Origin of the sequence: Pseudomonas sp. FH4, from assembly GCF_000510915.2 — a bacterium.
Classification (GTDB): domain Bacteria; phylum Pseudomonadota; class Gammaproteobacteria; order Pseudomonadales; family Pseudomonadaceae; genus Aquipseudomonas; species Aquipseudomonas brenneri.
The window spans coordinates 75869-99986 of sequence record NZ_AOHN01000024.1; the positions used below are offsets into that span (position 1 = coordinate 75869).

General features: G+C 60.7%; 24 protein-coding genes. 12 read left to right on the forward strand and 12 right to left on the reverse strand.

Features of this window, described 5'->3' with window-relative positions; genetic code table 11:
- Positions 1–48: 48 nt before the first annotated feature.
- From H097_RS19030 to H097_RS19060, 7 genes are all read right to left on the reverse strand, one after another.
- Complete coding sequence (locus tag H097_RS19030) at positions 49–861, reverse strand: M90 family metallopeptidase (RefSeq protein ID WP_032861660.1); 813 nt, start codon at positions 859–861, stop codon at positions 49–51.
- A gap of 6 nt (positions 862–867) precedes the next feature.
- Positions 868–1524: a DedA family protein gene (locus H097_RS19035; protein WP_029292285.1), complete on the reverse strand. Its 657-nt coding sequence runs from the start codon at positions 1522–1524 to the stop codon at positions 868–870.
- Between the two features lie 288 nt (positions 1525–1812).
- Positions 1813–2271, reverse strand: a complete 459-nt coding sequence (locus H097_RS19040; RefSeq protein ID WP_029292284.1) for a GNAT family N-acetyltransferase — start codon at positions 2269–2271, stop codon at positions 1813–1815.
- A gap of 105 nt (positions 2272–2376) precedes the next feature.
- Positions 2377–3219 (reverse strand): ethanolamine ammonia-lyase subunit EutC, encoded by an 843-nt coding sequence (gene eutC / locus H097_RS19045; protein WP_032861661.1) that lies wholly within the window; start codon positions 3217–3219, stop codon positions 2377–2379.
- Positions 3216–4610, reverse strand: coding sequence for an ethanolamine ammonia-lyase subunit EutB (locus H097_RS19050; RefSeq protein ID WP_032861663.1), 1395 nt, complete (start codon positions 4608–4610; stop codon positions 3216–3218). The genes eutC and H097_RS19050 overlap by 4 nt, the downstream gene beginning before the upstream one ends.
- 52 nt (positions 4611–4662) lie before the next feature.
- Complete coding sequence (gene eat / locus H097_RS19055) at positions 4663–6096, reverse strand: ethanolamine permease (RefSeq protein ID WP_032861664.1); 1434 nt, start codon at positions 6094–6096, stop codon at positions 4663–4665.
- Between the two features lie 141 nt (positions 6097–6237).
- Entirely contained in the window at positions 6238–7758 is a 1521-nt protein-coding gene (locus H097_RS19060) for an aldehyde dehydrogenase family protein (protein ID WP_032861665.1), read from the reverse strand.
- A 291-nt stretch (positions 7759–8049) separates the two neighbouring features.
- On the opposite strand from H097_RS19060, the gene H097_RS19065 reads away from it, so the two are divergent.
- The 5 genes from H097_RS19065 (at position 8050) to H097_RS19085 (ending at position 13960) form a co-directional block, all read left to right on the forward strand.
- The gene (locus H097_RS19065; RefSeq protein ID WP_032861667.1) at positions 8050–9975 is read left to right on the forward strand and encodes a sigma-54-dependent Fis family transcriptional regulator; all 1926 of its coding nucleotides are present in this window, start codon (positions 8050–8052) and stop codon (positions 9973–9975) included.
- 425 nt (positions 9976–10400) lie between these two features.
- The gene (locus H097_RS19070; RefSeq protein WP_156356816.1) at positions 10401–11516 is read left to right on the forward strand and encodes a hypothetical protein; all 1116 of its coding nucleotides are present in this window, start codon (positions 10401–10403) and stop codon (positions 11514–11516) included.
- A 191-nt stretch (positions 11517–11707) separates the two neighbouring features.
- The gene (mpl, locus tag H097_RS19075; RefSeq protein ID WP_032861668.1) at positions 11708–13057 is read left to right on the forward strand and encodes a UDP-N-acetylmuramate:L-alanyl-gamma-D-glutamyl-meso-diaminopimelate ligase; all 1350 of its coding nucleotides are present in this window, start codon (positions 11708–11710) and stop codon (positions 13055–13057) included.
- The gene (ubiX, locus tag H097_RS19080) at positions 13054–13683 is read left to right on the forward strand and encodes a flavin prenyltransferase UbiX (RefSeq protein WP_032861669.1); all 630 of its coding nucleotides are present in this window, start codon (positions 13054–13056) and stop codon (positions 13681–13683) included. The genes mpl and ubiX overlap by 4 nt, the downstream gene beginning before the upstream one ends.
- Positions 13676–13960 (forward strand): YceK/YidQ family lipoprotein, encoded by a 285-nt coding sequence (locus H097_RS19085; protein ID WP_032861671.1) that lies wholly within the window; start codon positions 13676–13678, stop codon positions 13958–13960. The genes ubiX and H097_RS19085 overlap by 8 nt, the downstream gene beginning before the upstream one ends.
- 89 nt (positions 13961–14049) lie before the next feature.
- Here H097_RS19085 and H097_RS19090 read toward each other — a convergent pair whose 3' ends face one another.
- From H097_RS19090 to H097_RS19100, 3 genes are all read right to left on the reverse strand, one after another.
- Positions 14050–14691 (reverse strand): oxidoreductase, encoded by a 642-nt coding sequence (locus H097_RS19090; RefSeq protein WP_032861672.1) that lies wholly within the window; start codon positions 14689–14691, stop codon positions 14050–14052.
- 29 nt (positions 14692–14720) lie between these two features.
- Complete coding sequence (locus tag H097_RS19095) at positions 14721–16439, reverse strand: C13 family peptidase (RefSeq protein WP_032861673.1); 1719 nt, start codon at positions 16437–16439, stop codon at positions 14721–14723.
- 138 nt (positions 16440–16577) lie between these two features.
- A complete protein-coding gene (locus H097_RS19100; RefSeq protein ID WP_032861675.1) occupies positions 16578–17033 on the reverse strand; it encodes a MaoC family dehydratase in 456 nt (151 codons plus the stop codon).
- Positions 17034–17318: 285 nt separating this feature from the next.
- Here H097_RS19100 and H097_RS19105 point away from each other — a divergent pair, with 285 nt between their 5' ends.
- From H097_RS19105 to H097_RS19120, 4 genes are all read left to right on the forward strand, one after another.
- Positions 17319–17681 carry a CidA/LrgA family protein gene (locus H097_RS19105; protein WP_032861676.1) on the forward strand — a complete coding sequence of 121 codons (363 nt, stop codon included), beginning with the start codon at positions 17319–17321 and terminating at the stop codon, positions 17679–17681.
- A complete protein-coding gene (locus tag H097_RS19110) occupies positions 17678–18394 on the forward strand; it encodes an LrgB family protein (protein ID WP_032861678.1) in 717 nt (238 codons plus the stop codon). The genes H097_RS19105 and H097_RS19110 overlap by 4 nt, the downstream gene beginning before the upstream one ends.
- Positions 18395–18415: 21 nt before the next feature.
- A complete protein-coding gene (locus tag H097_RS19115) occupies positions 18416–19006 on the forward strand; it encodes an LON peptidase substrate-binding domain-containing protein (protein ID WP_032861680.1) in 591 nt (196 codons plus the stop codon).
- Positions 19007–19113: 107 nt separating this feature from the next.
- Positions 19114–19320, forward strand: coding sequence for a hypothetical protein (locus H097_RS19120; RefSeq protein WP_032861949.1), 207 nt, complete (start codon positions 19114–19116; stop codon positions 19318–19320).
- Position 19321: 1 nt separating this feature from the next.
- Here the strand turns inward: H097_RS19120 and H097_RS19125 are convergent, their stop codons facing one another.
- Positions 19322–20638 carry a bifunctional DedA family/phosphatase PAP2 family protein gene (locus tag H097_RS19125; protein WP_032861681.1) on the reverse strand — a complete coding sequence of 439 codons (1317 nt, stop codon included), beginning with the start codon at positions 20636–20638 and terminating at the stop codon, positions 19322–19324.
- Positions 20639–20782: 144 nt separating this feature from the next.
- Positions 20783–21466: a DNA-3-methyladenine glycosylase gene (locus tag H097_RS19130; protein ID WP_032861684.1), complete on the reverse strand. Its 684-nt coding sequence runs from the start codon at positions 21464–21466 to the stop codon at positions 20783–20785.
- A gap of 175 nt (positions 21467–21641) precedes the next feature.
- Here H097_RS19130 and H097_RS19135 point away from each other — a divergent pair, with 175 nt between their 5' ends.
- The 3 genes from H097_RS19135 (at position 21642) to rsfS (ending at position 24116) form a co-directional block, all read left to right on the forward strand.
- Positions 21642–22907 carry a glutamate-5-semialdehyde dehydrogenase gene (locus H097_RS19135; protein ID WP_032861686.1) on the forward strand — a complete coding sequence of 422 codons (1266 nt, stop codon included), beginning with the start codon at positions 21642–21644 and terminating at the stop codon, positions 22905–22907.
- Positions 22907–23551, forward strand: coding sequence for a nicotinate-nucleotide adenylyltransferase (gene nadD, locus H097_RS19140; protein WP_032861688.1), 645 nt, complete (start codon positions 22907–22909; stop codon positions 23549–23551). The genes H097_RS19135 and nadD overlap by 1 nt, the downstream gene beginning before the upstream one ends.
- Positions 23552–23621: 70 nt before the next feature.
- Entirely contained in the window at positions 23622–24116 is a 495-nt protein-coding gene (rsfS, locus tag H097_RS19145) for a ribosome silencing factor (protein WP_032861691.1), read from the forward strand.
- Positions 24117–24118 lie beyond the last annotated feature (2 nt).

Sequence of the window (24118 nt, forward strand, 5' to 3'; positions counted from 1 at the left end):
ATAGGCATATTCCTGCGCCGATGCCACGCGCCAGACGTCGTACGGTACTTAGCCTTCAGTCTGATAGCGCGGGTCGCTGGCCTGCAGATGTTTCAGGCGGGCCAGTGGGTCCTGGCGGTAAAAGTGGCTCAGTTGCTCGTAGACCTGTGGATAACTTTCTGTGAGTAAATCCGGGGCGCTGAAAAAATACTCGCTGGTGACAGCAAAGAATTCCGCAGGGTTTTCCGCCGCGTAGGGGTCGATGGCGGTTTCGGCGTCGGGGTTGTGGTCGAGTTGGCGGTTGAGGTCGTCATAGGCGCCCTGCATCACGCTCGCCCACTCTTGCACGCGCATGTCGCCATGCAGCGGCGGCAGGCCATTGGCATCGCCATTGAGCATGTCGAGCTTGTGCGCGAGTTCGTGGATTACCAGGTTGTAGCCTTCCCAATTGCCACTGGCCAGCACGCCCGGCCAGGCGAGGATCACCGGGCCTTGCTGCCAGGCTTCACCACTGTGTTCGCCGTCCCATTCATGTTCCACGCCGCTGGCGTCGCGATGGCGCTGGGGGCTGCGAAAGTCATCGGGGTAGAGGATGATTTCGTGGAAGCCCTGGTACCAGTCCAGGTCGCCCAGGTTCATCAGCGGCAGTTGCGCCTGGGCGGCGAGCAACAGGCGTTGTTCCTGGTGCAGTTCGACGCCGGGCAGGGCCGTGAGGTGTTTTTCGGTGAGGAACAGGATGCTGGCTTCACGCAGCCATTGGTCCTGTTCGGCGCTGATGCCGTCGAGGAAGGTCAGGTGATGGCGCACCCGCTGCCAGGTTTCATCGGCAACGGGATGTTTGGCCAGGATGCGCCGGCGACGCCAGGCGCTGAGGGACCACATGGCCGATCAGTGCGGCTTGGCTTCGGATGAGGTGCGGCCAAAGCGGCTGCGTGCCACGCCAATGATCATCGGCACCAGTGACAGCAGGATGATGAACACCACCAGCAGCGACAGGTTTTTCTTGATGAACGGCACGTTGCCGAAGAAGTAGCCGAGGGTGACCAGGCCGCCGACCCAGAGGATGGTGCCCAGCACGCTGAAGCCGAAGAACCGTGGGTAAGGCATTCTGGCGACACCGGCGACGAACGGCGCGAAGGTGCGCAGGATCGGCAGGAAGCGCGCCAGGGTCACGGTTTTGCCGCCGTGCTTGTCGTAGAAATCGTGGGTCTTTTGCAGGTAATCGCGGCGGAAGATTTTCGAGTTGGGGTTGCTGAACAAGCGTTCTCCGGCGGTTCGGCCGATCACGTAGTTGGTACTGTCACCCATGATCGCCGCCAGCATCAGCAGGCCGCCCAGTAGGACCGGGTCCATGCCACCGCCAGCCGCTACGGCGCCGGCAATGAACAGCAGCGAATCGCCCGGCAGGAACGGCATCACCACCAGGCCGGTTTCGCAAAAAATCACCAGGAACAGGATGGCGTAGATCCACGGACCGTAATTGGTTACCAGCAGGTCGAGGTACACGTCGAGATGCAGGATAAGGTCGAGCGGGTTGAAATCCATGGATGGCACCTGTGTGGACGGCCTGGCTCAGCGGGCCTGTGCGGAAGCTTCGGGTAATAAGGCTACAGGCGTATGCCGATTTTCTTACAGCCCTAAAAGGTCGGCATTATACGGATTGAGTGGTGAAAAGCGTGTTGGTTTTGTAGCGGGGGATGTCGCAGCTATTCTGGCTAGCACTGATCCAAATGTGGGAGCAGGCTTGCCTGCGATAGCATCACCGAGGTCTGACTGACACACCGAGGTGTATGCATCGCAGGCAAGCCAGCTCCTACATTTTTTTGCGGTGTTTCAGTCTTCGCTGATCGGGAGTGTGTAGTTCTTGAACTCGGTGTCTTCACGAAAGCCCATGGATTCATAGGTCTTCTGCGCCACGGCGTTATCGCTGCTGGTCGACACGCGCAAACGCACGGCATTGGTTTCCTTGGCCATTTTTTTCGCGGTGCGCATCAGGTTATCGGCTACCAGTTGGCGGCGGGCGTCCTCGGCGACGTAGATATCATTGAGGATCCACACCCGTTTCAATGACAGCGAGGAAAAGCTCGGATACAGCTGGCAAAAGCCAAGCAGCTTGCTGTCGTCGTCATCCGGCAGCGCCAGGTAGATCACCGATTCCTTGCGGCGCAGGCGCTTTTCCAGAAAGGCCCGGGACGAGTCAGGAAAGGGCAGCGCACCGTAGAACTCACGGTATTTGACGAATAATGGGGTCAACAGGTCCAGGTGTTCCAGAGTCGCTTGAGTAATCCGCATGCTAGGCCTCAACTTCTATAGGAATACGACGGCAAACGATCCATTACTCGGGCGCCCGCTGCTTGATGCTGCCTAAAGCGGCTAAAAATCGCAATCGTGTCGGCATCACTCCTTTGGCGGACTGAGCAGGAAATTGCCTTTCATCAGGTCCGGATCATCCGTTTCAAGGGTCTGAACCTGTGCCTCGTCCTTGAGGTTGACCCCCGACAGTTGTCGCCGGCAGGCCTCGCGCATCAAGTACAGCAGGCGGTGCGCGGCCATGCCGTAGCTCAAGCCCTCCAGGCGCACGTTGGAAATGCAGTTGCGGTACGCATCGGTGAGGCCGACCTTGGGGTTGTAGGTGAAATACAGCCCCAGGCTGTCCGGCGAGCTGAGCCCCGGCCGTTCGCCAATCAGGATCACCACCATTTTTGCGCCGAGCAGTTGCCCGATTTCATCGGCGACCGCGACCCGGCCTTGTTCCACCAGAATCACCGGCGATAGCGACCAGCCTTCAGCGTGGGTTTGTTCTTCCATGCGTGTCAGAAACGGCGCGGTGTGTTTATGCACCGCCAGTGCTGATAAACCATCGGCCACCACCACCGCCAGGTCCACTCCGCCGGGGTTGGCCAGGGCGTAGTCGCGCAGGGTCTGTGCCGACTCATCGCTCAGGCGCCGCCCCAGGTCCGGGCGCTGCAGGTAGCTGTGGCGGTCGAGTGCGGCGCTGTGCAGCAACAGGCTGTCGCGGCCGCGCTCGGCCATCTGGCGGCTCAATTCGGCATGGTCGAACGGTAGGTGTACCGCATCGCGGGCCTGGGCGTGGGCGAACTGGAAGTCCAGTTGCGCGCCGGTGGGGATGCTGGTGCCGGTGCGGCCCAGGGCAATCCGCGCCGGGGTCAGGCGCCGCAGTTCCAGCCATGGGTTGTCGTTTTCTGGCGTATCAAGCTGCACTTCGGGCTCCTTCTTCATCCCAGTTGCGCCAAGGCATGGCGGAAGGCCGGTGGCAGGTTGTTGCCAAACCGCACCTTGCCATCGGCTTGCGTGAAGATGCCCATTTTCGCCAGCCACTGTTCAAACTCCGGCGCGGGCTTCAAGCCCAGGGTCTGGCGGGCGTAGAGCGCGTCGTGAAAGGACGTGGTCTGGTAGTTGAGCATGATGTCGTCGGAGCCCGGGATGCCCATGATGAAGTTGATCCCGGCCACGCCCAGCAAGGTCAGCAGGGTGTCCATATCGTCCTGGTCGGCTTCGGCATGGTTGGTGTAGCAGATGTCGCAACCCATCGGCACGCCCAGCAGCTTGCCGCAGAAGTGGTCTTCGAGGCCGGCGCGGATGATCTGCTTGCCGTTGTACAGGTACTCGGGGCCGATGAAACCGACCACGGTGTTGACCAGAAACGGCTTGAAATGCCTGGCCACGGCATAGGCGCGGGTTTCGCAGGTTTGCTGGTCGATGCCAAAGTGCGCATTGGCGGACAGGGCGCTGCCTTGCCCTGTCTCGAAATACATCAGGTTTTGCCCCAGGGTCCCGCGATTCAGGCTCAAACCCGCATCGTAGCCTTCCTGCAACACATTCAGGTTGATCCCGAAGCTGGCGTTGGCTGCTTCGGTGCCGGCAATCGACTGGAACACCAGGTCCAGTGGCACGCCACGGTTGATCGCCTCGATGGAGGTGGTGACGTGGGTCAGCACGCAGGCCTGGGTCGGAATCTCGTAGCGCTGAATGATCGCGTCGAGCATCTCCAGCATGGCGCAGATCGAGGCGATGCTGTCGGTGGCCGGGTTGATGCCGATCATGGCGTCGCCGTTGCCATACAAAAGACCGTCGAGAATGCTCGCGGCGATCCCCGCCGGCTCATCCGTGGGGTGGTTGGGTTGCAGGCGTGTGGACAGGCGCCCGCGCAGGCCCAGGGTGCCGCGAAACTGGGTAACGACGCGGATTTTCTGCGCCACCAGCACCAGGTCCTGCACGCGCATGATCTTCGACACGGCGGCGGCCATTTCCGGCGTCAGGCCGGGTGCCAATGCCCGCAGGCTGTGTTCGTCGGCCGCATCGCTGAGCAGCCAGTCGCGCAGGCCGCCAACGGTCAGGTGGCTGACCACGGCAAAGGCCTGCTGGTCGTGGGTGTCGATGATCAGCCGGGTGACTTCATCGCTTTCATAGGGGATCAGCGCTTCTTCAAGGAAGTGCTTCAAGGGAATATTGGCCAGGGCCATTTGTGCTGCCACACGTTCGCCATCGTTCTGCGCGGCAACGCCTGCGAGAAAGTCCCCGGAGCGGGCGGGACTGGCCTTGGCCATCACGTCCTTGAGGCTGTCGAAACGGTAGGTCAAGGCGCCGACCGAATGAGAAAAACTTGCCATACAGACTCTCCATGACGACGCGGGCGGTGGCCCGCGCCGTGGTTTACGGCGTTTAGTGCAAGGCGGCCTCTGCGGCCTGGATCGCCGCGAACTCTTCTTCCGGCGTGCCTGCTACCAAGTGATGCCGACTGTAGAAAGCAAAGTAAGCAATTAATACTCCATAGATGATCGCCGCGCCAATCACCACGCGTGGATCCACCAGGAAGCCCGCGACTACTGCGATACACGCCAGCACCAGAGCCAGGCCCGAGGTGAAGATGCCTCCCGGTGTGCGGTACGGGCGCTCCATTTTGGGGCGACGGATGCGCAGGGTGATATGCGCGGCCATCATCAACACGTAGGAAATGGTCGCGCCAAACACCGCCACCAAAATCAGCAGGTCGCCCTGGCCGGTCAGCGACAGGCCAAAACCGATGATCCCCGGGATCACCAGCGCCAGCACCGGCGCCTTGCTTTTATTGGTCTGCGACAGTTTGCGCGGCAGGTAACCGGCGCGGGACAGGGCGAAGATCTGCCGGGAATAGGCGTAGATGATCGAGAAGAAACTCGCGATCAGTCCGGCCAGGCCCACCAGGTTGACGAAGCTGCCCATCCAGGTCGAGCCGCCGTAGGCCAGGGCCAGGGATTCGACCAGCGGGTTGCCCGATTTGACCAGCGCCAGGGTGCCCGCGCCACCGGGGGCGATCACCAGGATCAGCAGGGCAAAACTGGTCAACACCACAATCGCGCCGATCAGGCCGCGCGGTAGGTCGCGTTTCGGGTTCTTGGTTTCTTCGGCGGCCAGGGGCACGCCTTCGACGGCGAGGAAGAACCAGATCGCATAGGGGATCGCGGCCCACACGCCAACATAACCAAATGGCAGGAAACTGCTGGCGCCCTTGGCCTCGGTCACCGGGATATCCAGCAGGTTGGCGACGTTGAAGTGCGGCACCATGGCCACCAGGAATACCCCCAGGGCAATCGCGGCGACGGCGGTGATCACAAACATCAGCTTCAGCGCTTCCCCGACACCAAAGATGTGGATGCCGATAAAAATGATGTAGAACGCCAGGTAGATCATCCAGCCGCCGATGCCGAACAGCGACTCGCAATAGGCGCCGATAAACACCGCGATGGCGGCGGGGGCGATGGCGTATTCGATCAGGATCGCGGTGCCGGTGAGGAATCCGCCCCAAGGCCCGAATGCACTGCGGGCAAAGCCATAGCCGCCGCCTGCGGTGGGGATCATGGAGGACAGTTCGGCCAGGGAAAAACACATGCACAAGTACATGGTGGCCATCAGCAGCGTGGCGAGGAACATCCCGCCCCAACCACCCTGGGCCAGGCCAAAGTTCCAGCCGGCGTAGTCGCCGGAAATCACATAGGCAACACCGAGGCCGACCAGGAGCACCCAGCCGGCGGCGCCTTTTTTCAGTTCGCGTTGTTGGAAATATTCGGAGCCGACTTTTTCGAAGTCGACGGAGGATCCTGTCGGTTCGCTAGGCATGGGAAAGTACCTTTTTTATTGTTTTAACTCGGCGGATGTCTGCCGAATGCACGTCGCAACTACTGATGAAGATCCAAATGTGGGAGCGAGCAAGCCCGCTCCCACATTTAATTGCATTTCAAGTGTGAGAGCGGGGGAGGGTTAGAAGAACCCCAGCGGGTTGATGTCGTAGCTCACCAGCAGGTTCTTGGTCTGCTGATAGTGATCCAACATCATCTTGTGCGTTTCACGACCCACGCCGGACTTCTTGTAACCCCCAAACGCCGCATGCGCGGGGTAGAGGTGGTAGCAGTTGGTCCACACACGCCCGGCCTTGATCGCCCGGCCCATGCGGTACGCGCGGTTGATATCGCGGGTCCACAAGCCAGCGCCCAGGCCAAACTCGGTGTCGTTGGCGATCGCCAGGGCTTCGGCTTCATCCTTGAAGGTGGTGATGCTGACCACCGGGCCAAAGATTTCTTCCTGGAACACGCGCATCTTGTTGGTGCCCTTGAGCAGGGTCGGCTGGATGTAATAGCCGCTGGCCAGGTCGCCGGTCAGTTTCTCCACCTTGCCGCCGGTCAGCAGCTCGGCACCTTCGCCCTTGGCGATTTCCAGGTATGACAGGATCTTGTCGAATTGCTGCTCGGACGCCTGGGCGCCGACCATGGTGTCGGTGTCCAGCGGGTCGCCACGCTTGATCGACTCGACCTTCTTCATCACCACTTTCATGAAGTCGTCGTAGATCGACTCTTCCACCAGTGCGCGGGATGGGCAGGTGCACACTTCGCCCTGGTTGAAGAACGCCAGCACCAGGCCTTCGGCGGCTTTTTCGATGAACTGTGGCTCGGCTTTCATGATGTCGGCGAAGAAGATGTTCGGCGACTTGCCGCCCAGCTCAACGGTGGACGGAATAATGTTCTCGGCCGCGCAATGCATGATGTGCGAGCCCACTGGCGTGGAGCCGGTAAAGGCGATCTTGGCGATGCGCTTGCTGGTGGCCAGGGCTTCGCCTGCTTCCTTGCCAAAACCGTGGACCACGTTCAGTACGCCCGGTGGCAGCAGGTCGCCGATCACTTCCATCAGCACGTTGATGCCCAGCGGGGTCTGCTCGGCCGGTTTGAGTACCACGCAGTTGCCGGCGGCCAGGGCTGGCGCGAGTTTCCAGGCAGCCATCAGCAGAGGGAAGTTCCACGGGATGATCTGGCCGACCACACCCAGTGGTTCGTGGAAGTGATAGGCGGCGGTGTGTTCGTTGATCTCGGCGCTGCTGCCTTCCTGGGCGCGGATGCAGCCGGCGAAGTAGCGGAAGTGGTCAGCGGCCAGGGGGATATCGGCGTTGAGGGTTTCGCGCACGGCCTTGCCGTTGTCCCAGGTTTCGGTGACGGCGAGCAGTTCGAGGTTCTGTTCGATGCGGTCGGCGATTTTCAGCAGCACCAGCGAGCGGTCCTGGGCCGAGGTCTTGCCCCAGGCGTCAGCGGCGGCGTGGGCGGCGTCCAGTGCCTTGTCGATATCCTTGGCAGTGGAACGTGGGAAGTCGGCGATGGGCTTGCCGTTCACCGGCGAAGTATTGGTGAAGTAGTTGCCATCGACCGGTGCAACAAATTCGCCACCGATGTAGTTGCCGTACTTGGCCTTGAACGAAACGATAGCGCCTTCAGTACCGGGGTGTGCATAACGCATGGTGGGTATCTCCTGACTTCTTATGTTTATTGGAGTGCAGCGTGGCTGCGCTTGATAAAGCGTAGAGCAAAGGTCGGGCCAGTGCCCTGTGGGCCAGGTAAATCAAGGGCTTGGGGTTTGTTGCAAGGCTTTGCTGTGACAAGTCTGATACAGCCTGTGTGACACTTTGTGCCATAAGCGGTACAGCCTGTGACCCATGGGTCGCCCTGGGATTGCAATGCGCCAAGGCCTGGAGGATGCTGGGCGTCCCGGTCCGCGGTGTGTCCCACGCAGCAGGAGAACAATAAGAACATGCACAACGATCATTTCAGCCGCCATGCTCGGCAAGTCCTGACCGTCACCCGTGGGCAAGACCCACAGCACGGCCCCGGCAGCGATCCGTCGATTGCCCGCTCTTGGCTGCGCTGCCTGGAGGATTACCACCTCGACCCGGCGCTGACCATCGCCCCCACGGTGCTGGAGCATGATCGCCTGCTCGAAAGCCGCGAGCGCCTGCAACAAGTGCTGCACATCGCCGGCAATGAAATGAATAATTTGCATCAACAACTTTCCGGCGCCGGCCACGCGGTGCTGCTGACCGATGCGCGCGGGGTGATCCTCAATTGCGTCACCGCGCCCAGTGAACGCAAGGTGTTCGAGCGCGCCGGCCTATGGCTCGGCGCCGATTGGAGCGAGGCCTGCGAAGGCACCAATGGCATTGGCACGTGCCTGGTGGAGCGCCAGGCGCTGACCATTCATCGCGACGAACACTTTCGCGGGCGCCATACCGGGCTGACCTGTTCCGCGAGCCCGGTGTTCGACCCTCATGGCGATTTACTGGCTGTGCTCGACGTATCGTCGGCCCGCGAAGCGGTTTCGCGCCAGAGCCAGTTCCACACCATGGCGCTGGTCAATCTCTCGGCGAAGATGATCGAGAGCTGCTATTTCCTGCGGCACTTTGAAAACCACTGGTTGCTGCGTTTCCATCTGCAGGCCGAGTCCGTGGGGCTCTTCAGCGAAGGGCTGCTGGCATTCGACGGCGAAGGGCGCATCTGTGCGCTCAACCAAAGCGCGCAGAACCTGCTGGGCCAGCCACGCGGGCGCTTGCTGGGCCTGCCGGTGGAGATGTTTTTCGATTGCACCCTGGACCAATTGCTTGGCCGCGCCAGTGCCAATGCCAGCGCCAGTTGGCCCCTGCGTACCCGCGATGGGCGTAGCCTGTTTGCCGTACTGCGCGGTGAATCCCGCCGCGCACCCAGCCCGGTGGTGCAAGCGCCGCCCAAGGTTGAGCGGCCACGTTTGCCAGGGATCTGCCTGGGTGACGAGGCGCTGCAGAGTGATTTTCGCAAGGCCCTGCGGGTCTTCGAACGTGACGTGCCGCTGCTGATCAATGGCGAAACCGGCTCCGGCAAGGAGGCCTTTGCCAAAGCCGTGCACCACGCCAGCCAGCGCGCCGACAAAGCTTTCGTAGCCCTGAACTGCGCGGCCATCCCTGAAAACCTGATCGAGAGCGAGTTGTTCGGTTATCGCGGCGGCAGCTTCACCGGCGCCCGCAAGGAAGGCATGCGCGGCAAGCTGCAACAGGCCGATGGTGGCACCTTGTTCCTCGATGAAATCGGCGATATGCCCCTGGCGTTGCAGACCCGGTTATTAAGGGTGCTGGAAGACCGGTTGGTGGTGCCTATAGGTGGCGAACCGCAAGCGGTGAACGTGCGCATTATCAGCGCAACCCACCGTGATTTGTTGATGCGGGTGGCCGACGGCACCTTCCGCGAGGACTTGTACTATCGCCTCAATGGTCTGGAGGTAGCGTTGCCGGCGTTACGTGAGCGCAGCGACAAGTCGCAGTTACTGGACTTTCTGCTGACACAAGAAGCTGAAGGGCAGGCGATAGTGCTGGATGGCGATGCCCGTCAGGCGCTGCTGGACTTCGCCTGGCCGGGTAACGTCCGACAACTGCGTACGGTGCTGCGCACCTTGGTTGCACTGTGTGACGGTGGGCGGGTAGAGATGGACGATTTACCCTCGATGGTTCGTCTGGCGCCCTCTCAGGTGCAAATCACCATACAGCGGGGTAAGCAGCCGCTGGAGGATGCCGAGCGCTTGGTATTGCTGGCCGCGCTCGAACAGCAGCGCTGGCATATGAGCCTTGCCGCAGAGCAGTTGGGCGTCAGTCGCAATACGCTGTACCGCAAATTGCGCAAACATGGAATCGCTTTGCGCTCCGCAACTGAGTGACGCCAAGGAGGGCTTTTGATCTTTTACGCTTTTCCTGGCGAACTTGCTCACGCCTTCACTTTTCGTAAGTTGTCGGTGGGCGAGTCGCCGGTATGTTCGCTAAGTGCTGTAGTCCATAATGTATATAGTCTGAGTGCCAGGCTGTGCAGTCACTTGCTGGGAGTGGTTTGGTGAGGTGCTTGTTTAATATGGGTTTTGTTTTTTTGTTTTGGTGCTTGTGCGGTGCGTCAGTGTTGAGGAAAGATGCGTTTGAAGTGTGGGTTGTGATTTTTTGATTTGAATTATGTGTCTTGTGGAACTGAGCATTGTCTTTCTTGTACTAAGAAATAAAGGACGATTCATTATTTTGGAATTGTAGGTTCTAGAGGCGGGTCAGTGTACTAGTGGCGCGTCATAGGCGTGTTTTTTACTATGTAGGTGAAGATATGAATATTACAGGTTCTCCTATTCCAAATTATTTTCAAATGAAAGATTCGGCGGCCGACTTGCCCAGTCAGCAGGCAGCCGCCAGTACGAAAAGTGTGTCAACGTTGAATGAGTCAATGGATAACCAAAAGACCCAGGTGTCCTACCAGGCACATACTGCTGGGCAAAAGCAGCAGGATGAAGGGTCTGTACGTACTAAGCGGGGGATTAAGTTTCCCAAGCGTCCCACGTTTCCCACGCTTCCCTCTCCGAAAAAGTCGAAGCTTCCGCCGTCTAATGGGACGCCAGGTAAATATATACAGACCGCCGGTCTTGGTCACAGCCGGCCAGCAGGCCCTCCAAACAGCCCGGGGGTGACTAAATTCAGGGACATGGTGTTCAAAACGCAGCACCCAGGTTCATCAGTCACTGGCCCGGCCAAGCCTGCTGTTGCCAAACCGAAGACATTTGGCGATGTGGCGGCCAATCTGGTTGTCGCTGATCGCCTAGTCAAGGCTGGGGTGTTTAAAACGGACACCAGTTTGAAAACCGTTACACGTGATGCTTTTGTGAATGCTTCCGTAAATGGACTTGTCAGCGCACCGTTGAATATTGGTACCTACGCGGGGTCTGTCTGGGCTGGCGAAACTATCAAAGGTAGTTTTACTGCCAATACCCCGGTACTTCCTCCGATCCATCAGCCTGCCCTAAGTCAGGCCACTAATACTGCGGCGGCGGTAAGCAGTCCCGGAGGACAAGATGATGCCGTGATTAAGTTGCGCCTGGAGAACGCTGAGCTAAAAACTCTGTATGCCGTCAATACAATTCAGACCATGGTTGAGGGCGGGGACGGTAAGGCCCTTGAAAAAAGCTCGACATGGCCCACTGGCACAAATGAACGCCTTGATGTTATGGAAAAGCTTTATGACGCGGCTGAGAATAACATGGTGAAAGTTTCGGAGAAAAATGATTTTATTTACAGGCCATACAAGGACGATTCAGCAGTCGTGTCGAAAGATGCTACTGTCAGATTGGATACGCTGGATAAAAGGTATGAGCATCTCAATAGTTCGGGCATAGGCAGACTTATTGCAGTACGCGAGGTGGAAGACGCGAAAAAAACCCAGACAGCGTGAGATAAATTTCATTGCTTCTGATTCGGTAGCTGGAGTGCGTTTGTTTGTTTCACCAAGGGAGTGCAATCAAGCTGGGTGTTGTGCAGAAATGCCCAAGTACCGGGCTTGATTGCAACTCTTTGGGTTGCAGTAAAAGAGTGCGAATTTTCCCACCCTGCGCTAACCTGCCTCGATGTTTTACGAGGTCGACTATGCACATTCACATTCTCGGTATTTGCGGCACCTTCATGGGCTCAATGGCGGTCCTGGCCAAAGAGCTGGGTCATCATGTCACCGGCTCCGATGCCAACGTTTATCCGCCGATGAGTACGCAATTGCAGGCTCAGGGCATTGAGCTGACCCAAGGCTACGACCCGGCGCAATTTGACCCGGTCCCGGACCTTGTGGTGATCGGCAATGCCATGTCCCGTGGCAACCCTGCCGTGGAATACGTGCTGAACAAAGGCCTGCCCTACGTCTCCGGCCCGCAGTGGCTGGCCGATCATGTGCTGCAAGGCCGCTGGGTGCTGGCGGTGGCGGGTACTCACGGCAAGACCACCACCAGCAGCATGCTGGCCTGGGTACTGGAGCACGCGGGCATGAGCCCCGGCTTCCTGATCGGCGGTGTGCCGCAGAATTTCTCGGTATCGGCGCGCCTGGGCGACACGCCGTTTTTTGTGATCGAGGCCGATGAATACGACAGCGCCTTCTTCGACAAACGCTCCAAGTTCGTTCACTACCGCCCACGCACAGCGATCCTGAACAATCTGGAGTTCGATCATGCGGATATCTTCCCTGATCTGCCGGCCATCGAGCGGCAATTCCATCACCTGGTGCGCACCATCCCCAGCGAAGGCCTGGTGATCCATCCGACCACCGAGCCTGCCTTGCAGCGCGTGATCGAGATGGGCTGCTGGACGCCGGTGCAAACCACTGGCGCGGGCGGCCAATGGCAGGTCAAGTTGCTCCGCGAGGATGGCTCCCGGTTTGAGGTGCTGTTCGAGGGCGAGGCCCAGGGCATTGTCGATTGGGACATGACCGGCCAGCACAACGTCGCCAACGCCCTGGTCACCCTGGCGGCTGCGCGCCATGTCGGCGTGGTGCCGGCGATGGGTATTGCTGCGCTGAGTGCGTTCAAGAGCGTCAAGCGGCGGATGGAAAAGGTCGCTGAAGTGAACGGGATCACCATCTACGACGACTTTGCCCACCACCCGACGGCAATTGCCACCACGCTTGATGGCCTGCGCAAGCGCGTGGGCGATGCGCCAGTAATCGCCATTATCGAGCCACGCTCCAACTCCATGAAACTGGGTGCACACCGCGACGGCCTGCCGGAAAGCGTCAATGATGCCGACCAGGTGGTGTGGTACGCACCGGCCAACCTTGGCTGGGACCTGGCGGCCGTGGCCAAACTCTGCAGCGTGCCGTCGATTGTCAGTGATTCGCTGGAAGGCATCATTGAACGGGTCAAGAGCCAGGCCAAACCCGGCACTCACGTGGTGATCATGAGCAACGGCGGCTTCGGCGGCCTGCACGGTAAACTCGCCGAGGCCCTGCAGTGAGCGGGCCGGAGCGCGTCACCCTGGCGATGACCGGCGCGTCCGGTGCACCTTATGGGTTGCGCCTGCTGGACTGCCTGGTGCGCGAAGACCGCGAGGTGTACTTCCTGATTTCCAAGGCGGCGCAGTTGGTAATGGCCACCGAGACGGATGTCTCGCTGCCGCCTAAAGTGCAGATGATGCAGGCCTTCCTTACCGAATACACCGGTGCGGCGGCGGGGCAGATCAAGGTCTACGGCAAGGAAGACTGGATGTCGCCGGTGGCTTCCGGTTCCGGTGCGCCGGCAGCGATGGTGGTGGTGCCGTGTTCCACCGGCACCTTGTCGGCGATCGCCACCGGTGCCTGCAACAACCTGATCGAGCGCGCGGCAGACGTGACCTTGAAGGAGCGCCGCCAGTTGATCCTGGTGCCGCGCGAGGCGCCGTATTCGAGCATTCACCTGGAGCACATGCTCAAGTTGTCGAACATGGGCGTGACCATCCTGCCGGCGTCCCCGGGCTTTTATCACCAGCCGCAGACCATCGATGACCTCGTGGATTTTGTGGTGGCACGGATCCTCAACCTGCTGAATATCCCCCAGGACATGCTGCCGCGTTGGGGTGAGCATCATTTGAGCAGCGATGAATAAAGCACTGTTGATCGTGCTGGCGCTGCACCTGGCGGGTTGCGCCACGGCGCGCACCCTGGATGCGGCGAAACCCGGCGCGCCGGTGGTCTATGCAGGGACGCGCCTGGACCTGTATGCGCTGCAGGGAGGTTGTTGCGCCATGGACCGTTTTGGTGCGCAAGCGCCGAGCTATCCGGGCCTTGATCTGCCGGCCAGCGCGTTGCTCGACACGCTGCTGTTGCCGCTGTCGGCGTTGACGGTATTGGGGGTTGGGTTTAATGCGACGGGTGGGTTGTAACACTGAGCCAAGGTTTAACACCGACCTAAAATGTGGGAGCGAGCAAGCCCGCTCCCACATTGGGCCGGTGCAAAAACCGTTGAACGGATTCACTTGCCAAGCTTGCGCAACTCATCCGACTCGACAACCCGTACCCCGTCCTGCTCCTCCAGCGCCAGGCGCCACATGGCCCGGGCCAGTTCGCACACTTCGATGCCGCGATACTTACCGGGAATCAGCCGCGACAACGGCCCTGCGAGCTTTTCCGCCAGCCGGGTTTCCAGGCGCTCGCCCAACAGCAGCGAAGGTCGCACGATGGTCAGTTGTGGCCAGCCCTGGGCTTTCAAGGCCTGCTCCATTTCGCCCTTGACGCGGTTATAAAACACCGAGGATTTCGGGTCGGCGCCAATCGCGCTGATCACGATCAGGTGCCGCGCTCCCATTTCCCGGGCACGCTTGCCGAACGTCACGACCATGTCCAGGTCGACGGCGCGGAAAGCCGCCTCCGACCCCGCCTTTTTCAGGGTGGTGCCCAGGCAGCAGAAGGCCAGATCTACCCGGCCGCTCAGTTGCGGCAGGAATACCGCCGGGTCGCCGACGGGATTTTCCAGGTGCGGGTGCTCGGCCAGCGGGCGGCGGCTGGGTGCCAGTACGCGGGTGACGGTGGGCTCGTTGAGCAGGCGGTCCAGCAGATGTTCCCCGGTCAAGCCCGAGGCTCCGGCAAGCAATATATGCTGAGGCGTCAAGTACATGGTGTTTCCCCCCTTGATACAGTTTCAGCTTAGTTGCTCTTGGCTTCCTTGCTATTGATAGAGACGCTTTCCAGCGCCTTTCGTGCCTGCTGTTTACGTAATGATTGCCAGCGGGCGATGACGCTCTTGGGGGCCCAGATCTGCGGTTCGGAGGCTTCGAAATTGTCGGCCATCTCGCGTTCGGTCACATGCCGTTGCGCCAGCTTGAAGGCGTGCTGCAAGTCGTCGGTCTGGTTCAGGGCCTGGGCGAACAGGGCGTCGCCAAAGTAGGTGAAGTCGGCTTCTTCCGAGCAGCCAAACGACACGCGATCGGCGCGCGAGGCGGTCATGATCAGGGTGTGTTCGTCCTTGAGCGCCGGGATGAACCCACCGGAGTAGCACGCGGAAATAACAATGACCTTGTCGCGGTTTTTCAGCGGCGCCATCACGGCGGCCAGTTCGTCGCTCGGCAGGTCGGCCAGTTCCATGCGCGGTTGGTCGAGCACCAGTTGGTGCTCGTGGGTGCCATGGCTGGTCAGGTAGATAAACACCAGGTCTTCGGGGCCGGTGCGTTCGGCCAGGGTCAGTACGGCCCGGCGCAGGCTTTCGCGGGTCGCCATCGGGCGGTCGGCGATATGGTCGCGGTGGTTGACCAGGCGGATCTGGCCGCGCGCGCCGAAGCGACTGGCCAGCAGGTTGCTGACATAGTCGGCCTCGCGCAGAAATACGCTTTGCTTGCCGTCACCAGCCACCACCAGGCTGTACAGCTCGACAGCCGGGGTAGACGCCGGCACGGCCGCGAGGGCCTCATCGAGCAAGCGGCCCTGGGCCAGTACCCCGACTTCGAGGGTATCGGGCAACAGCTTGCCGTCGGCATCGCGCACGCGCAGGCCGTTGAGCCAGGTTCCGGCTTGCACGGTGCCGTCGGTGAGCACGAGGGTGCCCTGGCCCTGATAACTGTCGTTGTCGAAGCCGCCGACGTAGAAGCTGCCGTCGCTGAGGTTCAGGCGCCCTTCACCGGTAAAGCGCCAGTCACTGAATTGCCCGATGTAATGGCTGCCATCCACACCGGTCAGTTCGCCCTTGCCGCTCAGGGCGCCTTCGCGAAATTCACCGGTCCACACGTCGCCATCGGCGTTTTCATAACGGCCCTTGCCGTTGAGTTGGTTCTGCTTGAAGTGGCCGATGTACATGTCGCCTTCGGCACTGTTGAAGGTGCCGTTGCCTTCCAGTTGGCCGTTGACGAAGTGGCCGCTGAACTGGTTGCCACTGTCGTCGTTGCGCTGGCCTTCACCGTTGGGCTTGCCGTGGGCGAACAGCCCCTGGTATTGACTGCCGTCCGCCAGCTCCAGGCGCCCGAGGCCGGAATACTGGTCGTCCTTGAATTCGCCGCGATAGGTCATTTGCCCCTCTTTGAGGGTGCCTTCGCCATTGCGTCGGCCTTGCTTGAAGCCGCCGACGTAGGTATTGGCCGCCGTGGTCAGGGTGCCCTGTCCATCAAACAGACCTTGCTGGAGCTGCCCTTTATAGACTTCGCCGTTGCTGCCGTGCCATTCGCCCTGGCCGTGCCACTGGCCCTTGTCGAATTGCCCGGCGTACCAACTGCCATTGGGATAGTCCACCCGGCCCTGGCCTTGCAGCAGCCCATCGACCACATCCCCGCGATAACGCCCGCCGTCCGGCAGCCGTGCGTCGGGCGGCAACAGGGATTCGCCGTCGCCGCAAGCGGTGAGCAACAAGGCCAGAGCAAGGGGAACGATTGGGCGCATAGCGGGATCCGGATAATTGAGCGCCGAGTATGCCGCAGCGGGGGAAGCTATACCTAGTGGTCTGTGTGGTAATCAGGACTTGTCGGCGATGGCGTCGGCAAAAACGCTGTCGCCGGCAAGTCGGCTCCTACATGTGCATCAGACGAAGCAGAGTGACAACGACTCGGCGATATAGGCGGGTTTTTCCTGGCCGTCGATTTCCAGGGTGCAGGTCGCCTTGAGTAGCCACTGGCCAGGCTTTTTCTCGGTTGCGTCGGTGAGGGTCACCGCCAGGCGCACCTTGGAATTGACTTTAACCGGCTGGATAAATCGCACGCTGTCCAGGCCGTAGTTGACGGCCATCTTCAAGCCTTCAGGCATGATCAGGATGTCTTCGATCAGCTTGGGGATCAGCGACAACGACAGGAAGCCATGGGCAATGGTGCTGCCAAATGGGGTCTGGGCGGCTTTCACCGGGTCGACGTGGATGAACTGATAATCGCCGGTGGCTTCTGCGAACAGGTTGATACGCTCCTGGTCGATGGTGAGCCATGCGGAACGTCCCAGTTCCTTGCCGACATAATCATTGAGTTGCGCTACAGGTACGAAGGGCATTGCGACTCTCCTTGGTTCATCAATCTATTCCCCTGTAGGAGCGAGCTTGCTCGCGAAAAACCCAACGTCACCGCGTACTGCCTGGATGCCCGCGTTATCGTTGACGGCTTTCGCGAGCAAGCTCGCTCCTACAGGGGGTGGGTGTTGTTGTTTTCGGTGGATTACAGAGAACCAATGTAGATCATCATGGGCCAATGGTCCGGTCAACCCACCATGCTTTTGGCGAATGCCAGTTCATAGGGGCTGCATGCTTATAATGGCCAAGGGCTTTTGGAGGGAAGGCAGATGTTGTTACGCGGTTTGACTTGGCTGGTGTTGTTCCAATTGCTGGGCACGGCGATCAATCATTTGTTCCTGCCGGTCTTGCCGGGGCCGATTGTCGGCCTGCTGTTGCTGCTGGCGTATCTGGTGTGGCGCGGCGAAGTCGGCGAGCCGTTGAGCCTGGCGGCCAGCAGCCTGTTGCGTTACCTGCCGTTGCTGCTGGTGCCGCCGGCGGTGGGGGTGATGGTGTATGCCAAGGACATTGCTGCCGATTTCTGGGCCATCGTCGGCGCGCTGGTGTTATCGCTGGTGATCGCCATGGGCTTTGTCGGCGTGTTGATGCAAAAGCTGGTCAAGCGCCAGGCGCGGCGGGAGGAGGGGCAATGACCTTCGATTGGCAGGGCGCGTGGGCCGCGGTGATCCACCATCCTTTATTTGGCATCGGCATTACCCAGGGTGCCTATCAACTGGTGTTGGCGGGGTATGAAAAGACCCGCTGGATCTTCCTGCAACCGGTGCTGGTGTCGATGTTGCTGGTGATCGGCGTGTTGCTGGGTTGCGGGCTGACCTACGTCGAGTACCGCAAAAGCACCGAGATCATGAGCATCCTGCTGGGCCCGGCTACCGTGGCGCTGGCGGTGCCGCTGTATCTGAACCTGCGACGGATTCGTCAGCTGTTCTGGCCGATTTTTACTACGCTGGTGGTGGGTGGTGTGTTTGCCACCGGCCTGTGTGTGTGGCTGGGATGGTGGTTTGGTGCCGAACACATGGTGCTGATGACCATGGCGCCCAAGTCGGTGACTTCGCCCATCGCCATGCTGGTGGCCGAGCAGATCGGCGGCGTCGCGGCACTGGCGGCGGTGTTCGTGCTGATCACCGGGGTGATCGGTGCGATGATCGGGCCGGCCTACCTGTCGCGCCTGGGGGTACACAGCCCGGAGGCGCGGGGCATGGCCCTGGGCATGACCGCCCATGCTGTCGGCACCTCGGTGGCCTTGCAGGAAAGCGAGGAGTGCGGCGCCTTTGCCGCATTGGCGATGAGTTTGATGGGCGTGGCCACGGCAGTGTTCCTGCCACTGGCCGTGTCTTTGGCGATTTAAGTCGGGTTTAAGGAACGCTTTATGAGTCTGGCGCTGTTCCCTCTCAATACCGTGCTGTTTCCAGGCTGCACCCTCGACCTGCAACTGTTCGAGGCGCGCTACCTGGACATGATCGGCCGCTGCATGAAAAAGGGCGAAGGCTTCGGCGTGGTCTGCATCCTTGATGGCCAGGAAGTCGGCCTGGCACCCGATGGCTATGCAGTGATTGGTTGCGAAGCGCTGATTCGTGATTTCAAGCAGCAGGACAATGGCTTGCTGGGGATTCGGGTCGAGGGTGGGCGCAGGTTTCGGGTGCGCGAGGCGGATGTGCAGCGCGATCAACTGTTGGTAGCCGATGTCGAGTGGCTGGAAGACCTGCCCGAGCGCCCGTTGGACGAGGAGGATGCTGATTTGTTGGCGCTGCTTGAGGCCCTGGCGGAGCACCCGATGGTCGCCTCGCTGGACATGGGCGCCGATGCGCAGGGGCAGCAGGTGCTGGGCAACCGCCTTGCCTACCTGTTGCCGTTCACCGACGCCGACAAGATCGAGTTGCTGCAACTCGACGATCCCCAGCAGCGTCTGGATGCGATCCAGTTGCTGCTGGATGAGTTGCAGGGTGAACTGTTTCCCTGAGCCGGGTTGCCTCGGATTTATCCACGCAAGGTTCGGATTTTTCTTCGATGCCGGGTGCTCATCGCCTGAAATAGTGGAGCTTCAGCCACTACTGTCAGGGAATGAACATGATTCGATTGTCGCCATCGGAGCAGCCGATCTGGGATGCTTTTTTTGTCAGTGTGACCGCGCAATTGATTCAGCAGGCCGGCGATCGTGGCCCGGAGTACATTGCCGAGCGGGCTGCCGAAATCGCCGATGAGATGTTGTTCGAACGCCGGGAGCGCTGCTCTGAACGGCGTAGCGCTCCCGTGGACTGGGTCGGTCCGGCCTAGATCAGTAGGCGTAGCGCAGCAGGGCGTGGGTGGTCCCGGTCAGGGCAAAGAACCCCAGAACCGCCACGCATCCCGGCACGATCAGCCACCACACCTTTGGCGCCATGGGCGGTAGCGAGCTCTGGCGCTGGCTCAGCGTCAGGCTGAAGGCGCAAACCGTCATTGCTAGCAAGGTGCCAGCCAGGATATCGCTCGGCCAGTGCGCCCCCAGATACACCCGTGACAGTGCAATGGCGGCGGCCGGGATCGCTCCCAGCAGCAGCCAGGCCAGGCGCATGCGAATCGGTTGGTCGCGACCGGCCAGCACCGCCAGCGCGAGAAAGAACGCAAATGAGCCCGAGGCGTGACCGCTGGGCATGCTGAAGCTGGTCAGCGGGTCGACGAGGATTTCTGGTCGGCCACGGGCAAAGAACAGCTTGCTCCCGGTATTGATCAGCGCGGCGCCCAGCAGTGTGGCGCCGACAAAGATCCCCTGGCGCCATTGCCGTGCCAGGAACAGCAGGCCGGTCAGCACGGCGCTGGCGACGAACATCTTCTTGAACTCACCCAACTGCGTGATCATCACCATGACCCGGTCCATGGTTGGGCTGCGATGCTCCTGGACCAGGGCCATCAATCCCTGGTCAAAGTGGTTCAGGTACGGATAACCGATAAACATCGCAATCAACAAGGCCAGGCTGGCGCAGCCCACCCACAGCGTGGCCCGGCGGTGGCCGCGCAGGGTGCTGTTGAGGGCGATACCGAACAACACGGCCAGGCAGGCGGCAACCACCCCAGCCTCAGGCCAGAACCCTTCGGGCAGCGGCAGGCGGAACGCTGCACCTGCGGCCCAGCCAGGCAACAGGTAGGCGACCGACCAGCCGGCGGCGGCCAGCACGCTGACGGCAGCAAAGCGCGGGAATGGCATGTCGCACATCCCGGCGACCATGGGCAGCATGGGGCGCAGCGGGCCAATGAAGCGTCCTACCAGCAGGCTGACGATGCCGTACTTCTGAAAGTAGGCCTCGGCACCGTCCATCCATTCGGGATGATGACGCAGGCCGGGCAGGCGCCGGATATTCTGGTGGAAATGCCTCCCCAGATAGTAGGAAATCCCATCGCCCAGCAGCCCGCCGAGCAAGCCCAGCAGCAGGGTTTCGCCCAGGGACAACGCACCACTGCCGGCCAGTGCGGCAATGGCGAACAGCAACACCGTACCTGGCACGATAATCCCGGCAATGGCCAGGCACTCCACAAACGCGACGATAAACACCGCCGCCGCCAGCCATTGCGGGTTAAGGGTCAGCCAGCCAGTAATGCCATCGAGCCATGGGCCCATACAATCACTCCATCAATGGTCGTATCCTCTGTAGGGGCGAGCTTGCTCGCGAAAATCGCTAACGATAACGCGGGCATCCTGGATAAACCTGGCGCCTGGACGTTTTTCGCGAGCAAGCTCGCTCCTACAAGAGGACGCAGGTTTTCAAATCAAAACGTAGTCGCGGCCTTCGACCTGGCCGCGTCGCAACGGGTTCCGTGTGCAATACACCGCATAGCCTGCATCGACGAAGCGATACATCAAGTGTTCATCCCGCCCACCGGGAATGCCCAGGCGGGTGGTCTGGATAATCTGCGCGGGCGTAAGGTTCACATCCTCGACGTACAGTCGCTGCGGGTCGAAGCGCTTGGCGTCCCACATTGGCACCTTCAAACCCAAGGCCTTGCACAGCAGTGTTTGCCCGGCGCAGAGCTTCTGGGCCGGGCGCGGCCGGCCGCTGGCGTCAGGGTTGTTCAGCAGCATTTGCGCCAGGCTGCCCGGCCCTGAGGCCTCATCCACCCACGGGTAGGCCGACTTGATTAGCACGGCATTGCCCGGCCCTTGGGCGCTGAAGTTCAGGGAGTCGCCACCACGGGCGTAGTACATATAGATGTGCCCGCCATCCAGAAACAAAGCCTTACGCTTTTCTGTGTAGCCGAGGGATGCATGGCTGCCTTTTTCGGCTAGGTAATAGGCCTCGGTTTCAATAATTCGCGCCGACAGCCACACATCGTCGACGCGATGGCGGATGACTTTGCCCAGCAAATCTTTCGCGAGCGTTTGCGCGTCGCGGTCGAAAAAGCCATCAGGCAGGGGGCTGGCGAGGATCTTGGGCGAAAAACTGGACATGACGGTTGACGGTTGCGCAGGCCAAATGTGACAGGATGATATCAACTCCAGGCTTAATCACCGCTGAACGTCGTCTTTTTGCAGTTCATTTCGACCATCCGCCCCTCACCGCTGTCCGTAGGACGGCGCGACAGCTATAATCTGCCGCTTTCCTCTTTGCCAAGACCTCCAGACCATGACTGAGTCCGTTCTTGACTACATGACCCGCCTGGGTCGCGCTGCCCGTCAGGCCTCGCGGTTGATCGCCCGTGCGAGCACTGCGCAGAAGAACCGTGCCCTGCTGGCTGCCGCCGACGCTCTGGATGCCTCGCGCTCCGAGCTGATCGCCGCCAACGAGCAGGACCTGGCCAATGGCCGGGCCAATGGTCTGGAACCGGCACTGCTCGATCGCCTGGCGCTGACGCCGGCACGTATAGACGACATGATCGAAGGCCTGCGTCAGGTGGCCAAGCTGCCTGACCCCATCGGTGAAATCCGCGACATGCGCTACCTGCCGTCCGGGATCCAGGTCGGCAAGATGCGCGTGCCCCTGGGTGTGATCGGCATCATTTATGAGTCGCGTCCGAACGTGACCATTGACGCTGCGAGCCTGTGCCTCAAGTCCGGTAACGCCACCATCCTGCGCGGCGGCTCCGAGGCCATCAACTCCAACCGCGCCATCGCCGCTTGCATCCAGCAAGGCCTGGCCGTGGCCGAGTTGCCGGCGCAAGTGGTGCAGGTGGTGGAAACCACCGACCGCGCCGCCGTTGGCGCGCTGATCACCATGCCTGAATTTGTCGACGTGATCGTGCCGCGCGGTGGCAAGAGCCTGATCGAGCGCGTCAGCCGCGATGCCAAGGTGCCGGTAATCAAGCATTTGGATGGCGTCTGCCACGTATATATCGACATTGCGGCCGATCTCGACAAGGCGATCCGCATTGCCGATAACGCCAAGACGCACCGCTACGCGCCGTGCAACACCATGGAAACCCTGTTGGTCCACGCCGGCATTGCCGAGCGCGTGTTGCCGCCATTGGCTGCGATCTATCGTGACAAGGGTGTTGAGCTGCGCGGCTGCGAGCGTACCCGGGCGTTGCTGGGCGGCGATGTGATCGAAGCCACCGAGCAGGATTGGTACACCGAGTACACCGCGCCGATCCTGTCGATTCGGATCGTTGATGACCTGGACCAGGCCATCGAGCACATCAATACCTACGGTTCCAAGCACACCGATGCGATTGTTTCCGAGCATTTCAGCGATGCCCGGCGTTTCCTCACCGAAGTGGACTCCGCGTCGGTGATGATCAACGCGTCGACACGCTTTGCCGATGGCTTTGAATATGGCCTGGGGGCGGAGATCGGTATTTCCACCGATAAGCTCCACGCCCGTGGCCCGGTTGGCCTGGAAGGCTTGACCAGCGAGAAGTACGTGGTCTTTGGCGATGGCCATGTGCGCACTTGATGGGTAAACGCATCGGGCTGCTCGGCGGTACCTTCGACCCCGTGCACATCGGCCATTTGCGCAGTGCCCTGGAAGTGGCGGATACCCTCGGGCTGGAAGAGCTGCGGCTGATCCCCAACGCCAGGCCGCCGCACCGGGATACACCGCAGGTCAGCGCGCAGGAGCGCCTGGCAATGGTGCAGTGCGCGGTGGCCGGGATTGCCCCGTTGGTGGTGGACGACCGCGAGCTCAAGCGCGATAAACCGTCCTACACTATCGACACCCTGGAGCAGACGCGGGCCGAGTTGGCCGCCGATGACCAGTTGTTTCTGCTTTTGGGCTGGGACGCATTTTGCGGCCTGCCCACTTGGCATCGCTGGGAAGAGTTGCTCCAGCATTGCCACATCCTGGTTTTGCAACGCCCGGATGCCGACAGCGAACCGCCGGATGCCTTGCGCAACCTGCTGGCAGCGCGGTCGGTAAGTGACCCACAGGCCCTGACCGGGCCGAGCGGGAATATTGCATTCGTCTGGCAGACCCCGCTTGCGGTGTCGGCCACCCAGATCCGTCAACTGCTGGCCAGCGGTAAGTCGGTACGTTTCCTGGTGCCTGACGCGGTCCTGGCCTACATCGATGCGCACGGGCTTTACCGTGCGTCGAACTGAAAAGGCGCGCTTGAAGGCACGAATAGTCGTGTATTGAAGCGCCCGAACTAATGAGCAAAACGAGTTTTATATGACGAACAAAGACGTAAGCAAAGTTAAGCGCAAAGGCACCTTCAAGAGCGCACCGTTGCCGGTGGAAGCCTTGCTGGTCCCGGCTCCTGAGGGTGAAGCGCTGGTAGCGCTGGCCGTCGCCGCCCTGGAAGACGTGAAGGCCCAGGACATCCAGGTCCTGGACGTGCGCGACAAGCAAAGCATCACCGACTTCATGATCATCGCCACCGGTACCTCCAACCGCCAGATCGGCGCGATGCTGGACAAGGTTCGCGAAGCCGTCAAAGCCCAGGGCGTCAAGCCATTGGGTGAAGAAGGCAAGGGCGACAGCGACTGGGTACTGGCTGACCTGGACACGGTGATCGTACACATGATGACCAGCAACGCCCGCCAGTTCTACGACCTGGAGCGCCTGTGGAAAGGTGCCGAGCAGAGCCGTGCCGCCGATGGCAAGCACCACAGCCCTGAAGTCGGCCACGCGCACTTCGACAAGCTCAACAAAGACCAGGAATAAGG

Excerpts from the sequence above, each read along its gene's own strand:
- H097_RS19030 (WP_032861660.1), bottom strand. The coding sequence starts at position 861 with ATGTGGTCCCTCAGCGCCTGGCGTCGCCGGCGCATCCTGGCCAAACAT.
- H097_RS19035 (WP_029292285.1), bottom strand. The coding sequence starts at position 1,524 with ATGGATTTCAACCCGCTCGACCTTATCCTGCATCTCGACGTGTACCTC.
- H097_RS19040 (WP_029292284.1), bottom strand. The coding sequence starts at position 2,271 with ATGCGGATTACTCAAGCGACTCTGGAACACCTGGACCTGTTGACCCCA.
- eutC (WP_032861661.1), bottom strand. The coding sequence starts at position 3,219 with ATGAAGAAGGAGCCCGAAGTGCAGCTTGATACGCCAGAAAACGACAAC.
- H097_RS19050 (WP_032861663.1), bottom strand. The coding sequence starts at position 4,610 with ATGGCAAGTTTTTCTCATTCGGTCGGCGCCTTGACCTACCGTTTCGAC.
- eat (WP_032861664.1), bottom strand. The coding sequence starts at position 6,096 with ATGCCTAGCGAACCGACAGGATCCTCCGTCGACTTCGAAAAAGTCGGC.
- H097_RS19060 (WP_032861665.1), bottom strand. The coding sequence starts at position 7,758 with ATGCGTTATGCACACCCCGGTACTGAAGGCGCTATCGTTTCGTTCAAG.
- H097_RS19065 (WP_032861667.1), top strand. The coding sequence starts at position 8,050 with ATGCACAACGATCATTTCAGCCGCCATGCTCGGCAAGTCCTGACCGTC.
- H097_RS19070 (WP_156356816.1), top strand. The coding sequence starts at position 10,401 with ATGAATATTACAGGTTCTCCTATTCCAAATTATTTTCAAATGAAAGAT.
- mpl (WP_032861668.1), top strand. The coding sequence starts at position 11,708 with ATGCACATTCACATTCTCGGTATTTGCGGCACCTTCATGGGCTCAATG.
- H097_RS19085 (WP_032861671.1), top strand. The coding sequence starts at position 13,676 with ATGAATAAAGCACTGTTGATCGTGCTGGCGCTGCACCTGGCGGGTTGC.
- H097_RS19090 (WP_032861672.1), bottom strand. The coding sequence starts at position 14,691 with ATGTACTTGACGCCTCAGCATATATTGCTTGCCGGAGCCTCGGGCTTG.
- H097_RS19095 (WP_032861673.1), bottom strand. The coding sequence starts at position 16,439 with ATGCGCCCAATCGTTCCCCTTGCTCTGGCCTTGTTGCTCACCGCTTGC.
- H097_RS19100 (WP_032861675.1), bottom strand. The coding sequence starts at position 17,033 with ATGCCCTTCGTACCTGTAGCGCAACTCAATGATTATGTCGGCAAGGAA.
- H097_RS19105 (WP_032861676.1), top strand. The coding sequence starts at position 17,319 with ATGTTGTTACGCGGTTTGACTTGGCTGGTGTTGTTCCAATTGCTGGGC.
- H097_RS19110 (WP_032861678.1), top strand. The coding sequence starts at position 17,678 with ATGACCTTCGATTGGCAGGGCGCGTGGGCCGCGGTGATCCACCATCCT.
- H097_RS19115 (WP_032861680.1), top strand. The coding sequence starts at position 18,416 with ATGAGTCTGGCGCTGTTCCCTCTCAATACCGTGCTGTTTCCAGGCTGC.
- H097_RS19120 (WP_032861949.1), top strand. The coding sequence starts at position 19,114 with ATGATTCGATTGTCGCCATCGGAGCAGCCGATCTGGGATGCTTTTTTT.
- H097_RS19125 (WP_032861681.1), bottom strand. The coding sequence starts at position 20,638 with ATGGGCCCATGGCTCGATGGCATTACTGGCTGGCTGACCCTTAACCCG.
- H097_RS19130 (WP_032861684.1), bottom strand. The coding sequence starts at position 21,466 with ATGTCCAGTTTTTCGCCCAAGATCCTCGCCAGCCCCCTGCCTGATGGC.
- H097_RS19135 (WP_032861686.1), top strand. The coding sequence starts at position 21,642 with ATGACTGAGTCCGTTCTTGACTACATGACCCGCCTGGGTCGCGCTGCC.
- nadD (WP_032861688.1), top strand. The coding sequence starts at position 22,907 with ATGGGTAAACGCATCGGGCTGCTCGGCGGTACCTTCGACCCCGTGCAC.
- rsfS (WP_032861691.1), top strand. The coding sequence starts at position 23,622 with ATGACGAACAAAGACGTAAGCAAAGTTAAGCGCAAAGGCACCTTCAAG.